Source organism: Streptomyces sp. NPDC048111, from assembly GCF_043202815.1.
Lineage (GTDB): Bacteria > Actinomycetota > Actinomycetes > Streptomycetales > Streptomycetaceae > Streptomyces.
Window position 1 is genome coordinate 44,635 of the sequence record NZ_JBIDBD010000022.1, and the last position, 16,998, is coordinate 61,632.

Genomic DNA, 16,998 nt, shown 5'->3' on the forward strand with positions numbered 1-16,998 from the left:
TACGGCGGCCGTGACGAGGCGTTGGGCTCCCCAGTGCTCCGGGCGCGGGCGCTCGACCTGGTCACCGCGAGCGGAGCCGCCGGCACCGCCGACCACACTGGGGCGGTGCAGCACGCCCGCAACATCGCCCAGACCTTCGCCTTCGCCACGCTCGACCTCGCCGATCCGGCCTCCGCCTCCGCCGCCCAGCAACTGCGCGACCATGCCATGGCCGACAACGTCGCGTGGTGGCAGCGGCACACCGGCGCGAAGATGCTGGTGTCGGCGCACAACGGCCACGCCGGCTACGCCTCCACGGACCCCTTCCTGTACCCGAAGCCGCAGGGCCCCCAGCTCCGCGACATCTACGGACACAGCTACGTGGCCGTCGGATTGGCGGTCGGATTCCCCTTCAACAACGGCTCCTTCCTCAGCAACGGCGCGGTGCTCACCGACAACTGGAAGACTGTCACCGCTCCGCCGGCCACCCCGGACATGAAACGAGCACACCCTCGACCGGGCCCGGTACCGGGACTACTACGTGGACCTGCGCACCGTTCCGAAACCGGCGCGTGACTGGCTCGCCCTCAGCCGCCTCACCTACGACGCGGATTCGGTCCATGTGAACGACCCGATGCCGCGGCTCGCGATCGGCCAGGCCCACGACGTCCTCAGCCACCTCAACCAGGTCACCCAGGCCCGCACCTTCTGAAGCCACGTGCGGTCCGGCGGGACCGTTACCCCGTGAGCGGTCCCGGAGTGGCCCGGGCAGATACTGCCCGGGCCACCACCGGCGCAGCCCGTCCCGGTGTCATGGATCTGCCCGCCGCAAGGCGACCACCCTCCCGTCCGGCCCCAGAGCGTGATCTTCGTGGCTAGGTAGATGCTCGCCGTTCTTCTCGGCCGGTCGGCCAACAGGGCGGGCATGTCAACACGGCTACTCCACGCCCGGGTTCACAACGCGACCACCCACGCTCCTTAGACCAGGGACTCCGTTGTGATCCGTGGCCGCCGCAAGACCGTTGCTCCTCCCGCAACGATGATCAGCGGTGACCTTCCTTGCACGGTGGTCCCGGGCAGGCGCCGGAGGCAGGTCGCGGCCGGGAAATTCGCTTTCGGCCGCCGGAGTTCGGTGATAGACAGCCGCAGTGCGAAAGAATCTTGAACTCCCTGACCTGCTGCGGCTGATCGACGAGCGGGCGACGGCCTTCCGGGCCGCGATCGCCTCCGCGCCCAGCCTGGACGTGCAGGTGCCGACCTGTCCCGAGTGGACGCTGTTCGACCTGGCGCAGCACGTGGGCTCGGGCCGCCCGTTCTGGGCCGCCGTCGTCGAGGCCGGTCCGGCCGACGCCCCGCCGCCCGAGGCCGTAACGGCACGCGCCGAGGCACAGGCGCCCCGGGAGCGCGAGGCGTTGGTGGCCTGGCTGGCCGCGTCGACGCAGGAGCTGCTGGACACCCTGCGGGAGGTCGGCCCGGACGCCGAGTGCTGGACGTGGTGGGGGGCCTCGCAGTCGCCGCGCACCAGCGGTGCCGTTGCCCGGCACCAGCTCCAGGAGATCGCGGTGCACACCTACGACGCCCAGCTCACCGTGGGCGCCCCGCAGCCGCTGCCGGCGGAGGTGGCGCTGGACGGCGTCGAGGACTTCCTGTTCACCTGCTGCGCGTGGTCGGGCACCTGGCCGCACGAGCCGGCCGTCGTCGACTACCACGCCACCGAGGGCCGCTCCTGGCGCTTCACGGTCGAGGCGGACGGCGCCCGCGCCGTCCGCCTCCCGGCTGCCGACGAGGACGAGGCCCAGGCCCCGGCCGACGCCTCCGCCCGGGGCACGGCCGGTGAGCTGGTCCTGTGGTTCCACGGACGTACCCCGCTGGACTCAGTGAAGATCGACGGCGACCCGGTCATCTTCGAGCGGCTTTTCGCCTGGGATCCGGACGCGTAGGGCGCGGTCGACGACGCCGCGGGCCGAGCCGGGTGTGCGGGCCCCTGACGCCTCGGCCCGCTGCTGTCCTTCGTCCTTGCCGGTCATTGCCTGGCTGCCCCCTCGGGACCGGGGAATTGTGCGGCCCCAACCCCCAGGGCAATGACGTAGCCATCCATGACAGTCGCCCGTCCGGCGCCACCTTCATTGATCCGGTGGCCGAGGCACTGCACGGGCCACCGCGTGGCGTGTGCCCGATCAGGCGCCAGGGCGCTTCGAGAGGGCCTCGATGTACTCGTCGAACGTGGCGACCCGGTCCTTGGGCGGGATCTCCGCCTTGAGGCTGGTGCCGTAGGCGGTGTACTCCTCGACGATCGTCTCCTGGCCCTTCTGGCCCGAGCTGACCTCCCGAGACTTGGCCACGAGGTCGTCCTTGCCGACCCACACGTCGATGACGGCCTGCTCCTTGCCGCCCTTGCGCATGGTGTCGACGTACCAGTCGTGGCTCTCCTTGCTCATGGCGGGGCCCTGGTACGCGGCGAGTTGCGCAAAGTTCACCGTGCCCCGGAAGTGGTCGGTCGGGCGGCCGCCGACCTGCTCCGTGCCGACCCACTTGGCTGAGCCCGTGGCATTGAGTGCGCCGAGGAATTCCGTCAGGAGCCCGCGCGAGCGAGAGGTGTCGGTCTGCTTCCCGCCGGACGAGTCGATCTTGAACCAGTCCTTGCCGGGGATCTTGTCGGTCTTCGTGTACGCGCCGTCGGCCGTGTCGACGAGGTACGTCTCGCCAGTCGGGTTGTCCGCGGACTTCGTCCCGTGGATCAGCATCGAGGAGAAGAAGGGCGTCCGCTGCCAGGCCATGTCGCTGGAAGGCTCCGTGGCGGAGCCGCCCGACTGGTGGGTCCGGTAGGAGTTCTGCTCACCGGTCTTCTTGGCGGCAGCCGTCAGGACCGCCGTCGCATCCGTGCGCTGTGACTCGCCCGCCCCGCCCTTCGCGGCGGCGCTGTCACCGGCGCCGCCGCCACCGCAGGCGGTCAGGCCCACGGAGAGTACGAGCGCGCCGGCCACCGGTACGACGCACGCCCTGATCTTGCGGACAACCTTCACGATCCCCACCCTTTACCCATTCCTTAACCAAAACCTGGGGGAGCATATACACACATGTACTGACGACTGGAATCAATTTCCGGTCGGGATGCTGACGCGACGCCCTGCGGCCGGTGGATGCGTTGCGGAACTTGCTTGCTGTGCGCGGCAGTTGGGGCCGTGGCTGGGAAATGCGGCTGAGGCCGGCGCTGGTCGCGTGCCCTGTGGAACAGGGTGGCGGGCCATGGGGCGCCCTTGTCATGCCGGGGAGGGTCACCAGTCCTCCTCGGCGAGTGTCCTGCCGAGGCGCTCGACGATCCGTTTGCGCAGCGGGCCGATGGATCCGCGGGGAATGCCGAGCTTCTCACTGATCCGGTCGTACCCCACCGGCGGATCGGCGAAGAGCAGGGACACCAACTCCTGGTGCAGCGGCGGGATTCGACGCACCGCCGCGCGGACGAGGTCCTGTTCCGCGCGGCTCACCACGCGCTCCTCGGGACCGCCGCCCGGGCCGGACAGATCGTCGAGCTCCCCGCCCACGCCCACCGGGACGTCCCGCCGGGTGCGGCCGAGGTGACGGAGGGCCTCCCGTCTGGCCACCGTGGCCAGCCAGGCGCGCAGCCGGTCCGTCGCCCGCAGGGCGTGCAGGTCCCTGTAGACACGTGCCCACACCTGTTGGCACACGTCTTCCGCGTCGGCCTGCTGGAGCCGGAAGGAGCGCACGATCCGCAGCACCAACGGGCCGCACCTGTCGTGCAGTTCCGCCCACGCTCTCTGATCGCCCGCGCGGCACGCATGGATGAGGTCGCTGAACTCGTCGTGGTGAAGACCTGTCATGGTTGCGCGCCCAGCTTTCGGCTCGGATCCGCCGGCCCGTCGCGGGGGCACCGGGGCACGGCGCATCGCGGCGGGGCGCGGATGGATGAGGACGAGAGGACGTCAGGGGGCCGGGGTCGGTGGCAGGACCCGTCGACGGGGCCCGAGACCTACGGTTTCCACTGCGCCGCGGCTGGCAAGAATGCAACCGAACGCCCCGTGAGGCCCTTCGAAGCACTGGTCGGAAGATGCTCCCTGACGCATTCGAGAATGCCCGTCGCCGCACCTGTGCCGCGTCCCGTCACAGGCTGATTCGACGTCTACGACTGCGGGGGCACGGCATGGCTCCGGGTCCGACCCAGCCCTCACTCACCGCGTCCATACGTCCGTGCCGCGCTCCGGCCCGCTGAGCGCCCAGCCCCCGCTCTCACCTCGCCGCAGAGCCGAAGGCGCAGCCGAAATCCGAGCCGAAGCCGGGTCCGGAACCTGATCCTGGTCCGGAACCCGGCCCGAGCCCCTCGCCGCATGCGCACGCGCACGCGCCTCGTCGACGGGCTTCAACGCGCGCCGACGCCCCGCGCCCCCGCTCCCCCTGGCCCGCCGCGTGACCGGAGTACCGATGCCGTCACAGCACTCCTCCCTCCTCCTGCGCCTGTACCGCGCACCCGCCCCCGCGCGGGACGCCGTGCTCGCCCTCTTCCTGGCGAGCACGGACATGTACCTCTTCTACTGGGAGAATGTCGGCGCCGGGCAGTTGAGCCCGCGTCGGGACCTCGGCGGAATCGCGCTCACGGTCTTCAACATCGGACTGCTCTCCCTGCGGCGCCGCAGACCCGTCGCCGTGTTCATCGTGCTGTGGCTGCAAACCGTGGGCCTGAACTTCCTTCTCATCCACACCGGGTTTCGCTACTCCAGCTACTGCGCGATGCTCGCCGCGCTCTACACGGTCGCCGCGAACCGGCCGATTCGCACCGCCACGGCCGCTCTCGCCGGCCAGTTGCTCTTCACCTCGCAGAGCGTCCACTTCCTCCTCGACTCCCCGGTGGACAACAGGGCCTGGCAGGCGGTCCAGTACTCGCTGATCGTGCTCGAGGTGTGGAGCGTGGGCCGGTGGGTCGGGTTCAGCCATCAGGCGGCGGCGCGCGGCCGGCGCCGGCTCGCCGAGGCGCGGGCCTCGGCGGTCGCCGAACGCACGCGCACCGCACGGGAGTTGCATGATGTGGTCGCCAACGCGGTGACGGTGATGGTGCTCCAGTCGGCGGGTGCGCGACGGATCAACGAGGCGGGGTCCGAGGAGGTGAACGCCTGCCTGGAACGGATCGAGGGGCTGGGCAAGACGGCCATCTCCGAACTGCGCCACATGCTGCTCGTGCTGCGCGCGGGCGCTGCCCCGCCGGAGGGGGACAGCCAGTCCTTCGGGGTGGCCGACCTCGGACCGCTGCTGGCCGCGGTGCGCCACGCCGGGCTGCACACCGAGCTCACCGTGTCCGGCGTACCGGCGCACCTGGACGAGGATGTCGACCTCACCGCATACCGTCTGGTGCAGGAGGCGCTCACCAACTCCGTGAAACACGCGGGTCCCGGTACGCGTGCCGCCGTACGCCTGGCCTGGAGCGAGCGGCTGCACATCGAGGTCAGCGACGACGGCGGCGGCACACCGGTCGCTCCGGGCTCCGCCCTGTCCACCGGCCACGGCCTGCTCGGCATGTGCGAACGCGTGACGCTGAACGGCGGATCGTTCACGGCGGGACCTGCACCCGGCGGCGGCTTCGCTGTGGCCGCGACGCTCCCCGTCGCACTCCCCCGGCCACGCGAGGAGGACGACGGCATCCTGTCCGACACGTCGAACATGCCGAGCTCACCGGCCCTGCCGGCCCCACCGGACAGGCCGGACACTCCACACGCGCCAAGAAGGCCCGAACAGGGCGACGCCGACTCCCAGGGGATGTGCCGGCCATGACCCGGATCCGGGTGCTCCTCGCCGACGACCAGCCCATGGTGCGCTCCGGTCTCGGCATGATCCTGTCCAGCGAGCCCGACATCGACGTGGTGGGCGAGGCGGGCGATGGCGCCGAGGCCGTCGAGCTGGCCCGGGCGCTGCGGCCGACCCTGGTCCTCATGGACGTCCGCATGCCCGGTACCGACGGCGTGGCGGCGACCCGGCAGATCACCGCCGACGCCTTCCCGGCGGAGCACGGCACCGTCGCTCGGGTCCTGATCCTGACGACGTATCACGCCAGCGCGGCGGTGTACGAGGCGTTGCGTGCCGGAGCCTCCGGCTTTCTGCTCAAGGACGCGGCGGGCGACGAACTCGTGCGCGCGGTACGGGCGGTGGCCGCAGGCGATGCCTGGCTGGCCCCCGCGGTGACCGCGGAACTGCTGGCCGAGTTCGCGTCCAGACCCGAACGCCGGCTGCCCGAACCCGCGGAGCTGAACGTTCTGACCTCGCGCGAGCGCGAGGTGCTCGGGCTCGTCGCACACGGCTTCTCCAACCCGGAGATCGCCGATCACCTGGTCATCGGCGAGGCCACCGTGAAGACCCATTTCGGCCGCGTCCTGATGAAGCTGGCCCTGCGCGACCGGGCACAGGCCGTCGCCACGGCCTACCAGTGCGGTCTGGTGGCGCCGGGTACCACGCCACCACCACCGCGGCGGCCCCCTCGCCCGTGAGCCATGAGCCCGCGCACCGGGGAGGAGGCCGCCGGCCGCACCGGGGGCGCGACGGCCTATCCGGGCGCCACCAGCGTGGCCACCCGCCGCGCGTCCTCGGTCGCCCGTGAGGGCCCGCCGGGCGACACGACGTAGTGGTTGTAGTAGCTGGAGCCCTCCCCCAACGGGCCGAGAACGAACAGGTGTTGCTGGACGCGTCCGCCCCGTCCGACGGGCCTTCCGTCCCGGGTGAGGTCGACGCCCAGCGTGAGGGGGCCTGCCCGGCGGGCGCGGATCCGGCCGGCGGCGTACAGCCCCCGGACGACGGGACTGAGGGACGCCGCCGCCTGCGGGGCGGGAGAGAGGGCGGCGACGAGGTGGTCGGCGTGGTCGAGCGTGGGCACCGCGAGCGCGGTGGAGGTCAGACTCCAGCGGCGCCGGGCCGTCTCCCAGACGATGCGCGGCCCGGGCCCGGGGCCCGGCCGGGCGACGCCCGCCGCGAGCAGCGCCAGCAGTTCGGCATTGCGCTGCCGCTGTGGTCCGATGACGGCGCGGTTGACCGCCGGGACGAACGAGCCGAAGAAGTACGCCTCGGACTCCTCGGTGAGGCCGGGCTCGTCCACGGCACGGCGCAGCACCTCGCGGTGATCGCGCATCACTTCCAGGGCGAACTTCAACGGGCTCTGTTCCAGACCCAGTTCGGCCTCATGGAGGTCGTCCTCGATGTACTGCGCGTACCAGGCCCGGTAGTGGTGACGCGAAGCGAGCGCGTCACGCGGTACGCAGGCGTCGACCAGGCCGGTGAGGCTGCCGGGCGGGAGCACCGGCCGTTGCCCCCGGGCGGCGGCGAGTGCGGTGAACCGGTGTCGCATCTCGCGTTCCACCAGTGGCAGCACATCGTGCCGGAAGTCCACCCGCTGTGCCGGGCGCAGCGCACGCGACGCTTCGATCCCCGCGGGGCTCAAGTGGACTGTGCCTCGGGCCCGTTGGGCGCCGGGACGCGGCCGGGCCCGGGCGGGGAGACCCGTGCGGCTGAGCAGGACCAGGGCGGGCTCCTCACCGCTGGGCAGATAGCGCAGGCGGCCCTCCGCGCTCTGCTCGTAACGCCCGCCACGCCCCACGGTGGCGGCGGCCACCACGTCCGCGGCGGTCAGCCCGGCGCCGAGCACACCCAGCGTGTCGCCCGGCGCCACGTGGGCAAGCGTGCCGGGAAGCGGATAGGGGTCGGCGATCCACCGGCCCGGTTCGGCCGCCGGGTCGGGCGACCTCATACCGGGCGTCCCCGAGTGGCCGACGGTGAGGACGGCGTCGGCGACGTCGAGCACTCCGCCCGCGCTCAGGACGACCCGCTCGCCCCTGCCCCCGTCGGCGCGGGTCACCTCGACGGCGGTGTCCCGGTGGCGCACGATCACCAGCCCTTCGGGCGCTGCCGCCACGATCCTGCGCGCCGCCCACTCCAGATAGCTGCCCAGCACCGCGCGCGGCAGATGGTGGGTGGGGCGTACGGGGACGGACTCCCCCGTGTTCTCCCGGACGCGCAGGCCGCGCCGCGCGGCCCACTCGTACAAGGAAGGCCCCTCGATCCCGCCGCCGTCGGTCATGTGCTCGTCGGTGAAGGCCGTCACCTGTTCCGCGATGGTGTTCAGGCGGAGGTAGTCGGGCTGGTCGGGGTGGTGGATGCCCACGCCGAGCGGGCCGGGTTCGATGACGTGGACCGTGCCGGTGAGGCGGCGGGTGCGCGCCCGGTGCACGAGCTGTTCCAGTACGTTCAGGCCGCGTGGCCCGCATCCGATGAGAGCCGTGTTCACCATCGCTGCGTCTCCCCGAAGAAGCCGGGAACGTCCAGGGCCGCGCCGTCGGCGATGGCCTCGCCGAGCACGTGGCGGCCGACGGCGATGTCCAGGACGCCGAGGCCGAACGGCGAGAAGACGGTGGGCCGTCCGGGGTCGAGGGCGACGTCGCCGGCCAGCAGGCCGCCGAGGGTGCCGTTGATGAAGTCCCGGCCACCGGTGAGGAGTTCGGCCAGGTGCGGCGAGGTGCGGGCCTTGAGGCAGTGGTCGATGTCGTCGACGATGTTGTTGGCGGTCAGCAAAAGTTCGGGCGCCAGGTCGCGCAGGGAGATGTTCAGGATCAGCTGCCCCGGCCGGAACTGCGTGTCGGCGGGCACGTACGGCTCGGCGGCCGTGGTCGCGAACACCACCAGGTCGGCCTTGAGCGCCTCGTCGAGCGAGTCCGCCCTGGTGGCCCGGTAGCCGAGACGCTCGCTCGCGTGCCGCACGAGGTGGTCGGCGCTCGCGGGGTCCTGGTCGTGCACCACGAGGTCACCGAGGACGGCACCGGAGTCCGTCAGGTAGTCGAAGACCGTCCTCGCGATGACTCCGGCGCCGACGATGGCGGTACTGGCCCGCCGGTGACCCGCCGGGGTCAGCGCCCGCGCGGCCACGGCGGCGGAGGCCGCGGTGCGGGCGGCACTGATGCCCGCGGCCTCCATGCAGGCGATCGGGTATCCGGTGGCGTAGTCGTTGAGCAGCAGGACGGCGGAGGCACGCGGGCGTCCGTGCCGGACGTTGCCGGGGAAGCTGGCGATCCACTTGATGCCGATGGTGTCGACGTCGCCGCCGAGGTAGGCGGGCAGCGCGATCACGCGGGAGTCCGGCTTCTCGGGGAACGTCAGGAAGTAGCTGTCCGGGTTGATGGTCCGGCCCGCTTCGTGGGTGCGGTAGGCCTCGGCGACCAGTGCCATGACGGTGGGCCGCGAGCCGGCGAGGACCTGCGCGGTGAACGCGCCGGGTACTACATGGAATGCGGACATGGTGGGTTGTCCTCCTGGACGGTCGGTACGGGTGAGAGGGAAGGACGACGAGCGGTGTCGCGGAGCGGGTCAGGCGAGGGAGGGAGCGGGCCCCTAGGGCGCCGCGACGGCCGGTGCGGTGTCCGCCCGGTGGCCGCCGGGAGCGTCGAGGCGCAGGGCCGGGAAGTGGGTGCGCACCCAGGCGTCGCAGAACACGGTCTCCAGATAGCGCTCGCCGAGGTCCGGCGAGATCGCGGCGATGCGCGCACTGTCCGGCAGCAGGTGGGCTGTCCGCCGGACGGCGGCGAGAACGGTACCGGTGGACCCGCCGACCAGCAGCCCGTGCTCCCTGGCGAGCCGGCGGCACATGCGCACCGCGTCGGCCTCGGGCACCACGACCTTCGTGAAATGCCCTTCGTCGCGGAACAGTTCGGGACGCCTGCTGGTGCCGAGGCCGGGAATGTGACGGGCCCCCGCCGGGCCGCCGAAGGTCACCGAGCCCTCGGAGTCGACGGCGTACAGACGGGTGCCGGGAGAGTGGGTGCGGTAGTACTCCACGCATCCCATCGCGGTCCCCGAGGTGCCGACGCCGACGAACAGCGCGTCCAGGTGCGGGAGTTGACGGTGCAGGGCGGCGGCGGTGCGGTCCCGGTGCGCCGCCGGGCCCGCCGGGTTGGCGTACTGGTTGAGCCAGACCAGGCCGGGATCGGCGGCCAGGCGGTCCACGATGAGAGCGATCCGGGTGCCCAGGTAGCCGCCGTTCGCGTCTCGTTCCTGGACTACGACCACGTCGGCGCCCAGGGACTCCATGATCCGCACGGACTGGCGGTTGGCGTTGGGGTCGGTGACCACGGTGAGCGGGATGCGCTTGGCGGCGCATACCTGGGCGAGGGCGATTCCGAGGTTGCCGGACGACGATTCGATGACCCGGGAGCCCGGACCCAACCGCCCCGCCCGCTCGGCACTCTCCACCAGGGCCACCGCGGTCTTGAGCTTGACCGACCCCGCGGGATTGAGCCCTTCCAGTTTGAGGAAGGTGCGAGCGCGGGACAGGAAGCCGGGCAGCTCCAGGACGACGTCGTCGGTCACGATGTCGTGGACGTGTGTGTAGATCATGAGGGACTCCCAGGGAGTACGGGGCGGCGAGGGGACCGGACCAGCAGCGGCAGGGCGCAGCAGGGCACGGCGACCAGGACGGCCAGGGCGAAGGGGCTGCCGGGCGGCCGCAGCCCGGTGGCCCAGCCGGCGAACGCGCCGGCGAGCATCTGGAGGAAGAAGAAGAGCCCGGAGGCATTGCCCCCGCGCCCCCGAAGGGCGCCGAGCTGGGCCGCGGGAACGGTCAGCCCCACACCCGCGAGGACGACCGCGGCCGGCCCTGCCACCGCCCAGATTGAGGTGGGCGCGAGGGCGGCGCCCGCCAGGAGGAGCACCCCGCCCGACAGGACGACGAGCGAGGCGCTCCGCAACAGCGCGGCGGTGCCCGCACGCTCGATGAGCCGGCGTGCCGTGAGGCTGCCCGCGACATAGCCGAAGGCCACCAGCGCGACGAGCGCGCCATAGGCGCCGGGAGACAGACCCAGGGCGGCGCCCTCGAGGACGGGGGCGGACCCGGCGAGGAAGGCGCAGTAGGCCATCCACGCCACACTGATCGCGGTCACGCAGAGCCGGAAAGAGGGCTCACGCAGCGCACGACGGTAGTCGGCGAGGGCTTCCCGAACGCTCAACTCGGCTACCTGGTAGGCCTGTTGGCTGTCCGGGACAGTACGCACGAACAGGAGCGCCGCGCCCGCGCCGAGCAGGGCGACCATGACGAGCGCCGCCCGCCATCCCCCGTACTGCGTCAGCCAGCCGCCGAACAGCGGGGCCGCGCAGGGGGTCAGCGCGGTGACCGACGCGAGGAGGGAGAACAGGGGGACGTGGCGGCGCTCCGGCAGGTCGCGGACCACGATCAGTCGGGTGAGCAGCGTCGCGGAGCAGCCGCCGAGCCCTTGGGGGAAGCGCAGGGCCGCGAGTGTGTCGATGGTCGGGGCGGCGGCGCACAGGAGTGACGCCGCGCCGAACAGGGCCAGGCCCCACACCATCACCCTTCGGGGCCCGAACCGCTCGGCGAGCAGCCCGCTGAGCGGCATCGCGAGCGCGAACCCCAGGAGGTAGGCGGTGATGGTCCCCTGTGCGGCTCCGGCGCCGCCGCCGAGATCGCGCGTGATGGCGGGGAGGGCCGGGACCAGGGCGGTCAGGCCGAGTTGGGGTACGGCCACGGTGGCCGACAGGGCGAGCGAGGTGGTGTCCGCCCGGGGCGCGGCCCTCATGCCAGGGCCCCTTCGGCGGTGCCGGGGACGGCGGCGAGCAGGGCGTCGGTGATGCGGTCCGCGTGCCGGGTGACCACTTCCAGGGAGCTCGTGTAGTAGAACTCGCCGGCGGTGATGTCGCCGAGGGCGTGCAGCCGCGGGTGGGCGGTGCTGTCCTGTGCGACGACGCGGTGGGTGTCCGGGTCGACGCGGATGCCGCCGTAGGGGTGCGGGGTCGCGGTGCCCTGCGCGATGAGACCGGAGATCAGCGGGCCTGCCGTGGCGCTGACGGCGGACGTGGTGCCGCGGACGGTGTTGACGACGGTGTCGAAGGTGTGGCGTTCGCCCCGCGCGAGGAGCGTGAACGAGCCGTCGCTCTCGACGCGGATGTCCTCGGTGCCGTCCCTGACGGTGAGTTGGCCGTCGTCGATGAGATCGAGCAGTGCGGCGCCGGTCATCGGCGGCATCGGGTTGCACTCGCTCTGGAAGACGTGGTGCCAGCCGCGCAGGTACCGGCCGCGCTCGCGGTCGGGCAGCAGCCGCCACAGCGTCTCGGCCCTGCGGATCGCGACGGTGGTGAGGACGCGTTGCCAAGGACCGCCGGTATCCGCCTCGCGGAACTGGTACAGCAGCCGGGAGCGTGCGTCGACCCCGGGCCGGACGCGCTCGGCCACCTCCTGCGCCGTGACACCCACCCGCGCCAGCTCTTCCAGAAGCAGCTCGCCGAGGGCTTCGAGGCGCAGCGCACCGTCACGCTCCATGGCCCCGGTGATGCGTCGCGGTGTCAGAGCGACCAGGTCGCTCTTGCCGTTGCTGACGCGCACGGCGGGCAGCAGCCCCCGCCGTGACGCCATGGTGATGGGACCGTCGTGACCGCGTTCGCGCAGCGCGAGCGCGGTGTCCACGGCGGACAGACCGGTGCCGGCGATCAACACCCGGTCCCCTGGCCTGATGTACTCGGCCATGTCGGTGAGCGGATAGGGGTCGCGGCGATAGCGGGGAGCCCCTTCGAGGTCGTACGTCCTGGCGGGCTCGCCCCCGCCCACGCACAGCACGACACGGTCGTACGCGGCCAACGCGCCGTCCGAGGTGCCGACCGCGATCCCGTCCTCGCCGGTCACCAGTCGATGCACCCGCTTGCGTTCGACGCGCACCCGTCCGCCGTGGCAGGCCCGTTCCAGGCAGTCGGCGAGGTACTCGCCGAACACCCAGCGGGGCAGGAAGGAGTCGGCTCCGCTCTGCGCGTGGCGGGTGCCGAGTCCGGCGGGGGTGGTGCCCAACCACCGCAGGAAATGGCCTGGTTCATGGGTCCGGACCGACATGACCGCGGTCCTGGCGTTGATGAGCGCACAGTCCTCGTCGGTCCGGTAGGCGCGGCCGGGTCCCGGCCGCGCGCCTGCTTCGTATACGACGACTTCCAGAGGTTCCGCCGCCGGGACGTGCCTGAGCAGACCGTCCATGAGGCTCACCGCTGCGGCTCCGCCGCCCACCAGCGCAATGCGCACGCCAAACACCCGTCCTCAGATCGCCGAAAGGGTCTCCGGGCGCGATGCGCCCGGCGAGAGCCGCCGTGTACGGCCGTGTCGTGCGTCCGGCTCGTGGATGTCCGGAGCCTCGTTCGGCGGCTACACCCTCAAAGACCCGGACGGCCTGCTTCCGGATACACCTCGGGGAAAATTGGCTTCACGCGCGCGGATGCCTCGTTGACGGTTCGGGCCTCCGGGGCGGGGCCGCCTGGGCCCCGGGGGCCAAGTCGGGCGCAAGCAAAGGGCGTTCACCCATGCCGCCCCCACCGGAGGCGGGCTCGGCATGCCGACGCTCGTGATCCGCCGCGCACCGGCACAGAAGGGGGCGGGCCCATGCCTCCCCTCCCGCAGTGCCGGGCCCGCGCGCCGGCGGCTGACACATTCACTGGCCCCCGTCGCGCGCCGTTGCGTGATGTAGCCGAGGGCTTGCGCTGGGAGAAGGCCACGAAACGAAAAACGAGGACTGCTCCCCACTTCATGCTACGGTCGCGACTGACGACTAACTGGGGAGTTGCCCCCACTTCAACTCGGGAGCCACCGATGCACACGCAGGGCCAAACCGTCCAACTCGCCGACCTCACCGACGACTTCACTGCCGACCCCTACTCCGCGTTCAGCACGCTGCGCTCCCGCGGCCCGGTCCACCACGTGCGGTTCCCCACCGGGGACGAGTCGTGGCTGGTGGTCGGGCACGAGGAAGTGCGTGCCGCGTTCGCCGACCCCAGGCTGCGCAATGACGTACGGCACTCTGCAGACTTCGACGGCGACGGGCTGTACTCCGTGGGCCGCAACATGCTTCAGGTCGACCCGCCCGACCACACGCGGCTGCGGACGCTCGTGGCCCGCGAGTTCACCGGCCGCCGCGTCCAGGCACTGCGGCCCCGCGTCGAGGAGGCGGCCGGCGCGCTTCTCGACGCCGTGGCGGCCGACGGCCGCGCCGACCTCGTGGCCGCGTACGCCTATCCGCTGCCGCTCACCATCATCTGTGAGCTGCTCGGCGTGCCTGATGCGGACCGGGATGCCTTCCGGGCGTGGTCCACGAAGGTCGTCGCCCTCGACGATGCGGAGCAGTCGGCCCGCGCGAGCCAGGAAATGGCCGCGTACCTCGCGGGGCTGGCGGAGGCGAAACGGGGGCTGCGGGACGCCGCGGACAGCGACCTGCTGCACGCCCTGGTCCGCGCCCACGACAGGGACGGCGGTGACCAGTTGACCCCGGAGGAACTGCTCGGCATGGCCTTTCTGTTGCTCGTCGCAGGGCACGAGACCACCGTCAACCTCATCGCCAACGCCGTCCACCTGCTGCTCGGCCATCCCACGCAACTCGCCGCCCTCCGCACCAGCCCCGAGCTGATGGAGGGCGCCGTGGAGGAGACGCTCCGCTTCGAATCGCCCGCACCAGCGGGCGCCTACCGCTACGCCGCTGAACCGGTCACGCTGGGCGGCGCCCGGATACCGGCGGGGGCACGCGTCGTGCTCTCCATCGCCGCCGCGAACCGCGACCCCGCGCGCTTCAACGCCCCCGACCGGTTCGACATCCGCCGTGATCCGACGCAGACCCGTGCCCACCTCGCCTTCGGGCATGGCCTGCACCACTGCCTGGGCGCCCCGCTGGCACGGCTGGAGGCGACCCTGGCCCTACGTATCCTGCTGGACCGCTTCCCCCACCTGGCGTTCGACGGTGCCAGCACACCACGGTGGCGCCCCAGCCTCATGCGGAGCTTGCAAGCACTGCCGGTGCGCTGGTAGGCAAGGCTTCCGGTTGCTCAGCGCGTCTCGGCGCCCCCGCCGACGCGTGACCGCCCCCCGTGCTTCCCTTTCGACCGGCTTTCCCCCGTACCGGAGAGCGCGTTCCTGTACGGGGGGGGTACACGGTCGAGCAACCGGGAGTCCTTTCCCCGGCGCGCTCATGGACGCCATCCACCCCTGACCTCCGCCCAGCCCGAGAACGTACTGCTTGAACTCGGCCCGCGCCGGCGGCGTTGAAAAAGCCGTACGGGAGATCGTCCTACTCACCGCCCCGATCGGCGCGGTTCGCAGGCCGGCCCGAGCGGGACTCGGGCAAATGCACCACGACCAACGCGGCTGCTCAGCGGCTGAGGTCGAGCACGTTCCACGCGGTAAACGGTTCGGCCTGGACGTAGATCCTGCTTCCTCGGCCGACGACCCGGCGGCCGCCGGGAAGGGTTCCGTCGGGCAGAGTGAGCAAACCGACGTCCGTCGGTTCGACTGATGTTTCGGTGAGCTCCCCGTGGGCGAGTCGGTCCTGCTCCTCGCCATACCCGCCGTAAAAGGCGACGCGCCCGCCGTGGACCGCCACCGCTTGGGCACCCCGGACATGGTTCGCCCACACCCTCACAGGCCGGGCGGGGCGCTTGAGGCGTATCTCGACGAGCGGGAAGTCCGTGTACGGGCACGCCCAGGCAGTAGTGCCCGACACGTTCAGCGCGTAGCAGTCGAAGAGGCCGGGGATGCCGGCGCCGTCCGATGTCCAGCAGATGTGGCCCATGGAGCTCCAGCAGCGAATTCCGACCGGGTTCTCGTCGAAGTGCCCGACCCATATGCGGCCGGCCTCGTCCGTGAGCAGGTGCTCGATGGCGTCCCCGACGGAGAAGGACAGCGTCTCGCGGCCGAGCGCGTCGAAGACCTGAACCTGGTCCCCGTCCTCGTACCGGCGGGCGCGAGAGGCTGCAACGACGAACCCGCCGTCGGGCAGGCGGTCCAGGTGCGGCCAGCGGGCCCGCAGGGCACTCAGCTCGGTGAGCTCGACGTAGCCGCCCGGATGAACGGAGACGACCAGCGCGTCAAAAGGCAGGACGTCGAGGCCGGGCTGCGGAGCGCGGTCGGCAAGCAGCCAGTGGGCGACGCCGAAGACGTCGACACTGCTCGTCAGGACGTGGCGTTCATGATGGATTCGGGGGAGGTCGGCGTAGGGGACGAGAGCGGTCTTCTGCACGGGCGGGCTCTCCTGAGCGATAGTCGGTCACCGCCAACGGGCACCACGGTGCAGTGCGGTGACGGGGGGCGCGAACAGTGGAGAACGGAGCGGGACGCGCCGAGAGGGCACGGCCCTTTCTGGTCGTCACGAGGTGATCCTGGTCGGCAACCGGCCTTGGGACAAGCCATTTCAGGCGTAGCTGAGCGCTCCGGATGGCTCGGTTCGCCGACGGGACCGCTCGCGCAAAAGAGCGTCACAGGAATCGGCCAGCGAATCGCGCCAAGGCGATGTCCATTCCGGTCCCGCGGCCAGGGTTTCAAGGACTGCAGCAACCCGAAGTAACCGCTGGGGGACGGCCGTTGACCGTCTCGCCGAGCGCCAGGGAGCGGGCGGGGATCCTCGGTGACGTACCGGCCGTGGAGCCCATCGTGTCCGGTCGAGTGGCCACAGTGGGATAACCGACCGCCCCGCTCGCATACAAGGTCACGCGCCGGGCGCTGCGGTGGCGGGTGTCGAGTGCCGGCCAGGATGTTCACGGCGGCCGACGGTCCGGCGAGCCATCGCTCCGAGATCGACGAGGCGTACTCGGGAGCTGGTGTGAAGGGGCCTGCATCGAGCTCAAGGGGGGATCAGGTCTGCCAGGAACTTTTCCCGTTCCGCGGCCGGAAAGTAGTCACGGAATCGCACAACCTGCTCGGTGAGCTGCACGCGTCTCTTCATCGCAGCAGGATTCTGTGGACACGGTGAGGTCTCCTGCCGGAGATATCGGGCGGGGCCCATTCGCCTGCAGGTAGCTCAGAGGGCGGTTTCTCCCGGAGGTCGGAGACGTGCCCAGGTCTGTCTGTTTCTGCGGCGCCCGGATTTCAAGGCGAAGTAGGCAGCCAGCGCCGCAGCCCCGAGAGGCAGCAACGGATACAGCACTGCCGTCCCCCACGATGTGAAGCTCGTGTCCACTACCTCAAGGGTTCCCCACGGCGTCCTGGCGGCGGACACTACCTCCCCTTGTCTGCCG

14 protein-coding genes are annotated in these 16,998 nt (G+C 71.6%); 6 read left to right on the plus strand and 8 right to left on the minus strand.

Annotated elements, in window-relative coordinates; all coding sequences use genetic code 11:
* The first annotated feature begins 33 nt into the window (after positions 1-33).
* From ACGF3I_RS26925 to ACGF3I_RS26935, 3 genes are all read left to right on the plus strand, one after another.
* The gene (locus ACGF3I_RS26925; protein WP_393136299.1) at positions 34-555 is read left to right on the plus strand and encodes an erythromycin esterase family protein; all 522 of its coding nucleotides are present in this window, start codon (positions 34-36) and stop codon (positions 553-555) included.
* Positions 521-691 (plus strand): hypothetical protein, encoded by a 171-nt coding sequence (locus tag ACGF3I_RS26930; protein WP_393136301.1) that lies wholly within the window; start codon positions 521-523, stop codon positions 689-691. The genes ACGF3I_RS26925 and ACGF3I_RS26930 overlap by 35 nt, the downstream gene beginning before the upstream one ends.
* 436 nt (positions 692-1,127) lie before the next feature.
* The gene (locus ACGF3I_RS26935; RefSeq protein ID WP_393136303.1) at positions 1,128-1,919 is read left to right on the plus strand and encodes a maleylpyruvate isomerase family mycothiol-dependent enzyme; all 792 of its coding nucleotides are present in this window, start codon (positions 1,128-1,130) and stop codon (positions 1,917-1,919) included.
* 237 nt (positions 1,920-2,156) lie between these two features.
* Here the strand turns inward: ACGF3I_RS26935 and ACGF3I_RS26940 are convergent, their stop codons facing one another.
* Together ACGF3I_RS26940 and ACGF3I_RS26945 are read right to left on the minus strand one after the other, a co-directional pair.
* Positions 2,157-3,002 carry a hypothetical protein gene (locus ACGF3I_RS26940; RefSeq protein WP_393136305.1) on the minus strand — a complete coding sequence of 282 codons (846 nt, stop codon included), beginning with the start codon at positions 3,000-3,002 and terminating at the stop codon, positions 2,157-2,159.
* Between the two features lie 252 nt (positions 3,003-3,254).
* Complete coding sequence (locus ACGF3I_RS26945; RefSeq protein ID WP_393136307.1) at positions 3,255-3,818, minus strand: RNA polymerase sigma factor; 564 nt, start codon at positions 3,816-3,818, stop codon at positions 3,255-3,257.
* Positions 3,819-4,416: 598 nt separating this feature from the next.
* Here ACGF3I_RS26945 and ACGF3I_RS26950 point away from each other — a divergent pair.
* Complete coding sequence (locus ACGF3I_RS26950; protein WP_393136309.1) at positions 4,417-5,757, plus strand: sensor histidine kinase; 1,341 nt, start codon at positions 4,417-4,419, stop codon at positions 5,755-5,757.
* The gene (locus ACGF3I_RS26955) at positions 5,754-6,467 is read left to right on the plus strand and encodes a response regulator (protein WP_393136311.1); all 714 of its coding nucleotides are present in this window, start codon (positions 5,754-5,756) and stop codon (positions 6,465-6,467) included. Before ACGF3I_RS26950 ends, ACGF3I_RS26955 begins: the two co-directional genes overlap by 4 nt.
* A gap of 56 nt (positions 6,468-6,523) precedes the next feature.
* Here the strand turns inward: ACGF3I_RS26955 and ACGF3I_RS26960 are convergent, their stop codons facing one another.
* From ACGF3I_RS26960 to ACGF3I_RS26980, 5 genes are all read right to left on the minus strand, one after another.
* Positions 6,524-8,257, minus strand: coding sequence for an FAD/NAD(P)-binding protein (locus ACGF3I_RS26960; RefSeq protein ID WP_393136313.1), 1,734 nt, complete (start codon positions 8,255-8,257; stop codon positions 6,524-6,526).
* On the minus strand, positions 8,251-9,258 hold the full coding sequence (gene sbnB / locus ACGF3I_RS26965) for a 2,3-diaminopropionate biosynthesis protein SbnB (RefSeq protein WP_393136315.1): 1,008 nt from the start codon (positions 9,256-9,258) through the stop codon (positions 8,251-8,253). Before sbnB ends, ACGF3I_RS26960 begins: the two co-directional genes overlap by 7 nt.
* 93 nt (positions 9,259-9,351) lie before the next feature.
* Positions 9,352-10,353 (minus strand): 2,3-diaminopropionate biosynthesis protein SbnA, encoded by a 1,002-nt coding sequence (gene sbnA / locus ACGF3I_RS26970; RefSeq protein ID WP_393136317.1) that lies wholly within the window; start codon positions 10,351-10,353, stop codon positions 9,352-9,354.
* The gene (locus ACGF3I_RS26975) at positions 10,350-11,546 is read right to left on the minus strand and encodes an MFS transporter (protein ID WP_393136319.1); all 1,197 of its coding nucleotides are present in this window, start codon (positions 11,544-11,546) and stop codon (positions 10,350-10,352) included. The genes sbnA and ACGF3I_RS26975 overlap by 4 nt, the downstream gene beginning before the upstream one ends.
* Entirely contained in the window at positions 11,543-13,030 is a 1,488-nt protein-coding gene (locus tag ACGF3I_RS26980) for an FAD/NAD(P)-binding protein (protein WP_393136321.1), read from the minus strand. The genes ACGF3I_RS26975 and ACGF3I_RS26980 overlap by 4 nt, the downstream gene beginning before the upstream one ends.
* Positions 13,031-13,591: 561 nt before the next feature.
* Here ACGF3I_RS26980 and ACGF3I_RS26985 point away from each other — a divergent pair.
* Positions 13,592-14,797: a cytochrome P450 gene (locus ACGF3I_RS26985; protein ID WP_393136323.1), complete on the plus strand. Its 1,206-nt coding sequence runs from the start codon at positions 13,592-13,594 to the stop codon at positions 14,795-14,797.
* Positions 14,798-15,137: 340 nt separating this feature from the next.
* Here ACGF3I_RS26985 and ACGF3I_RS26990 read toward each other — a convergent pair whose 3' ends face one another.
* Positions 15,138-16,004: a hypothetical protein gene (locus tag ACGF3I_RS26990; RefSeq protein WP_393136325.1), complete on the minus strand. Its 867-nt coding sequence runs from the start codon at positions 16,002-16,004 to the stop codon at positions 15,138-15,140.
* Between the last annotated feature and the right edge of the window lie 994 nt (positions 16,005-16,998).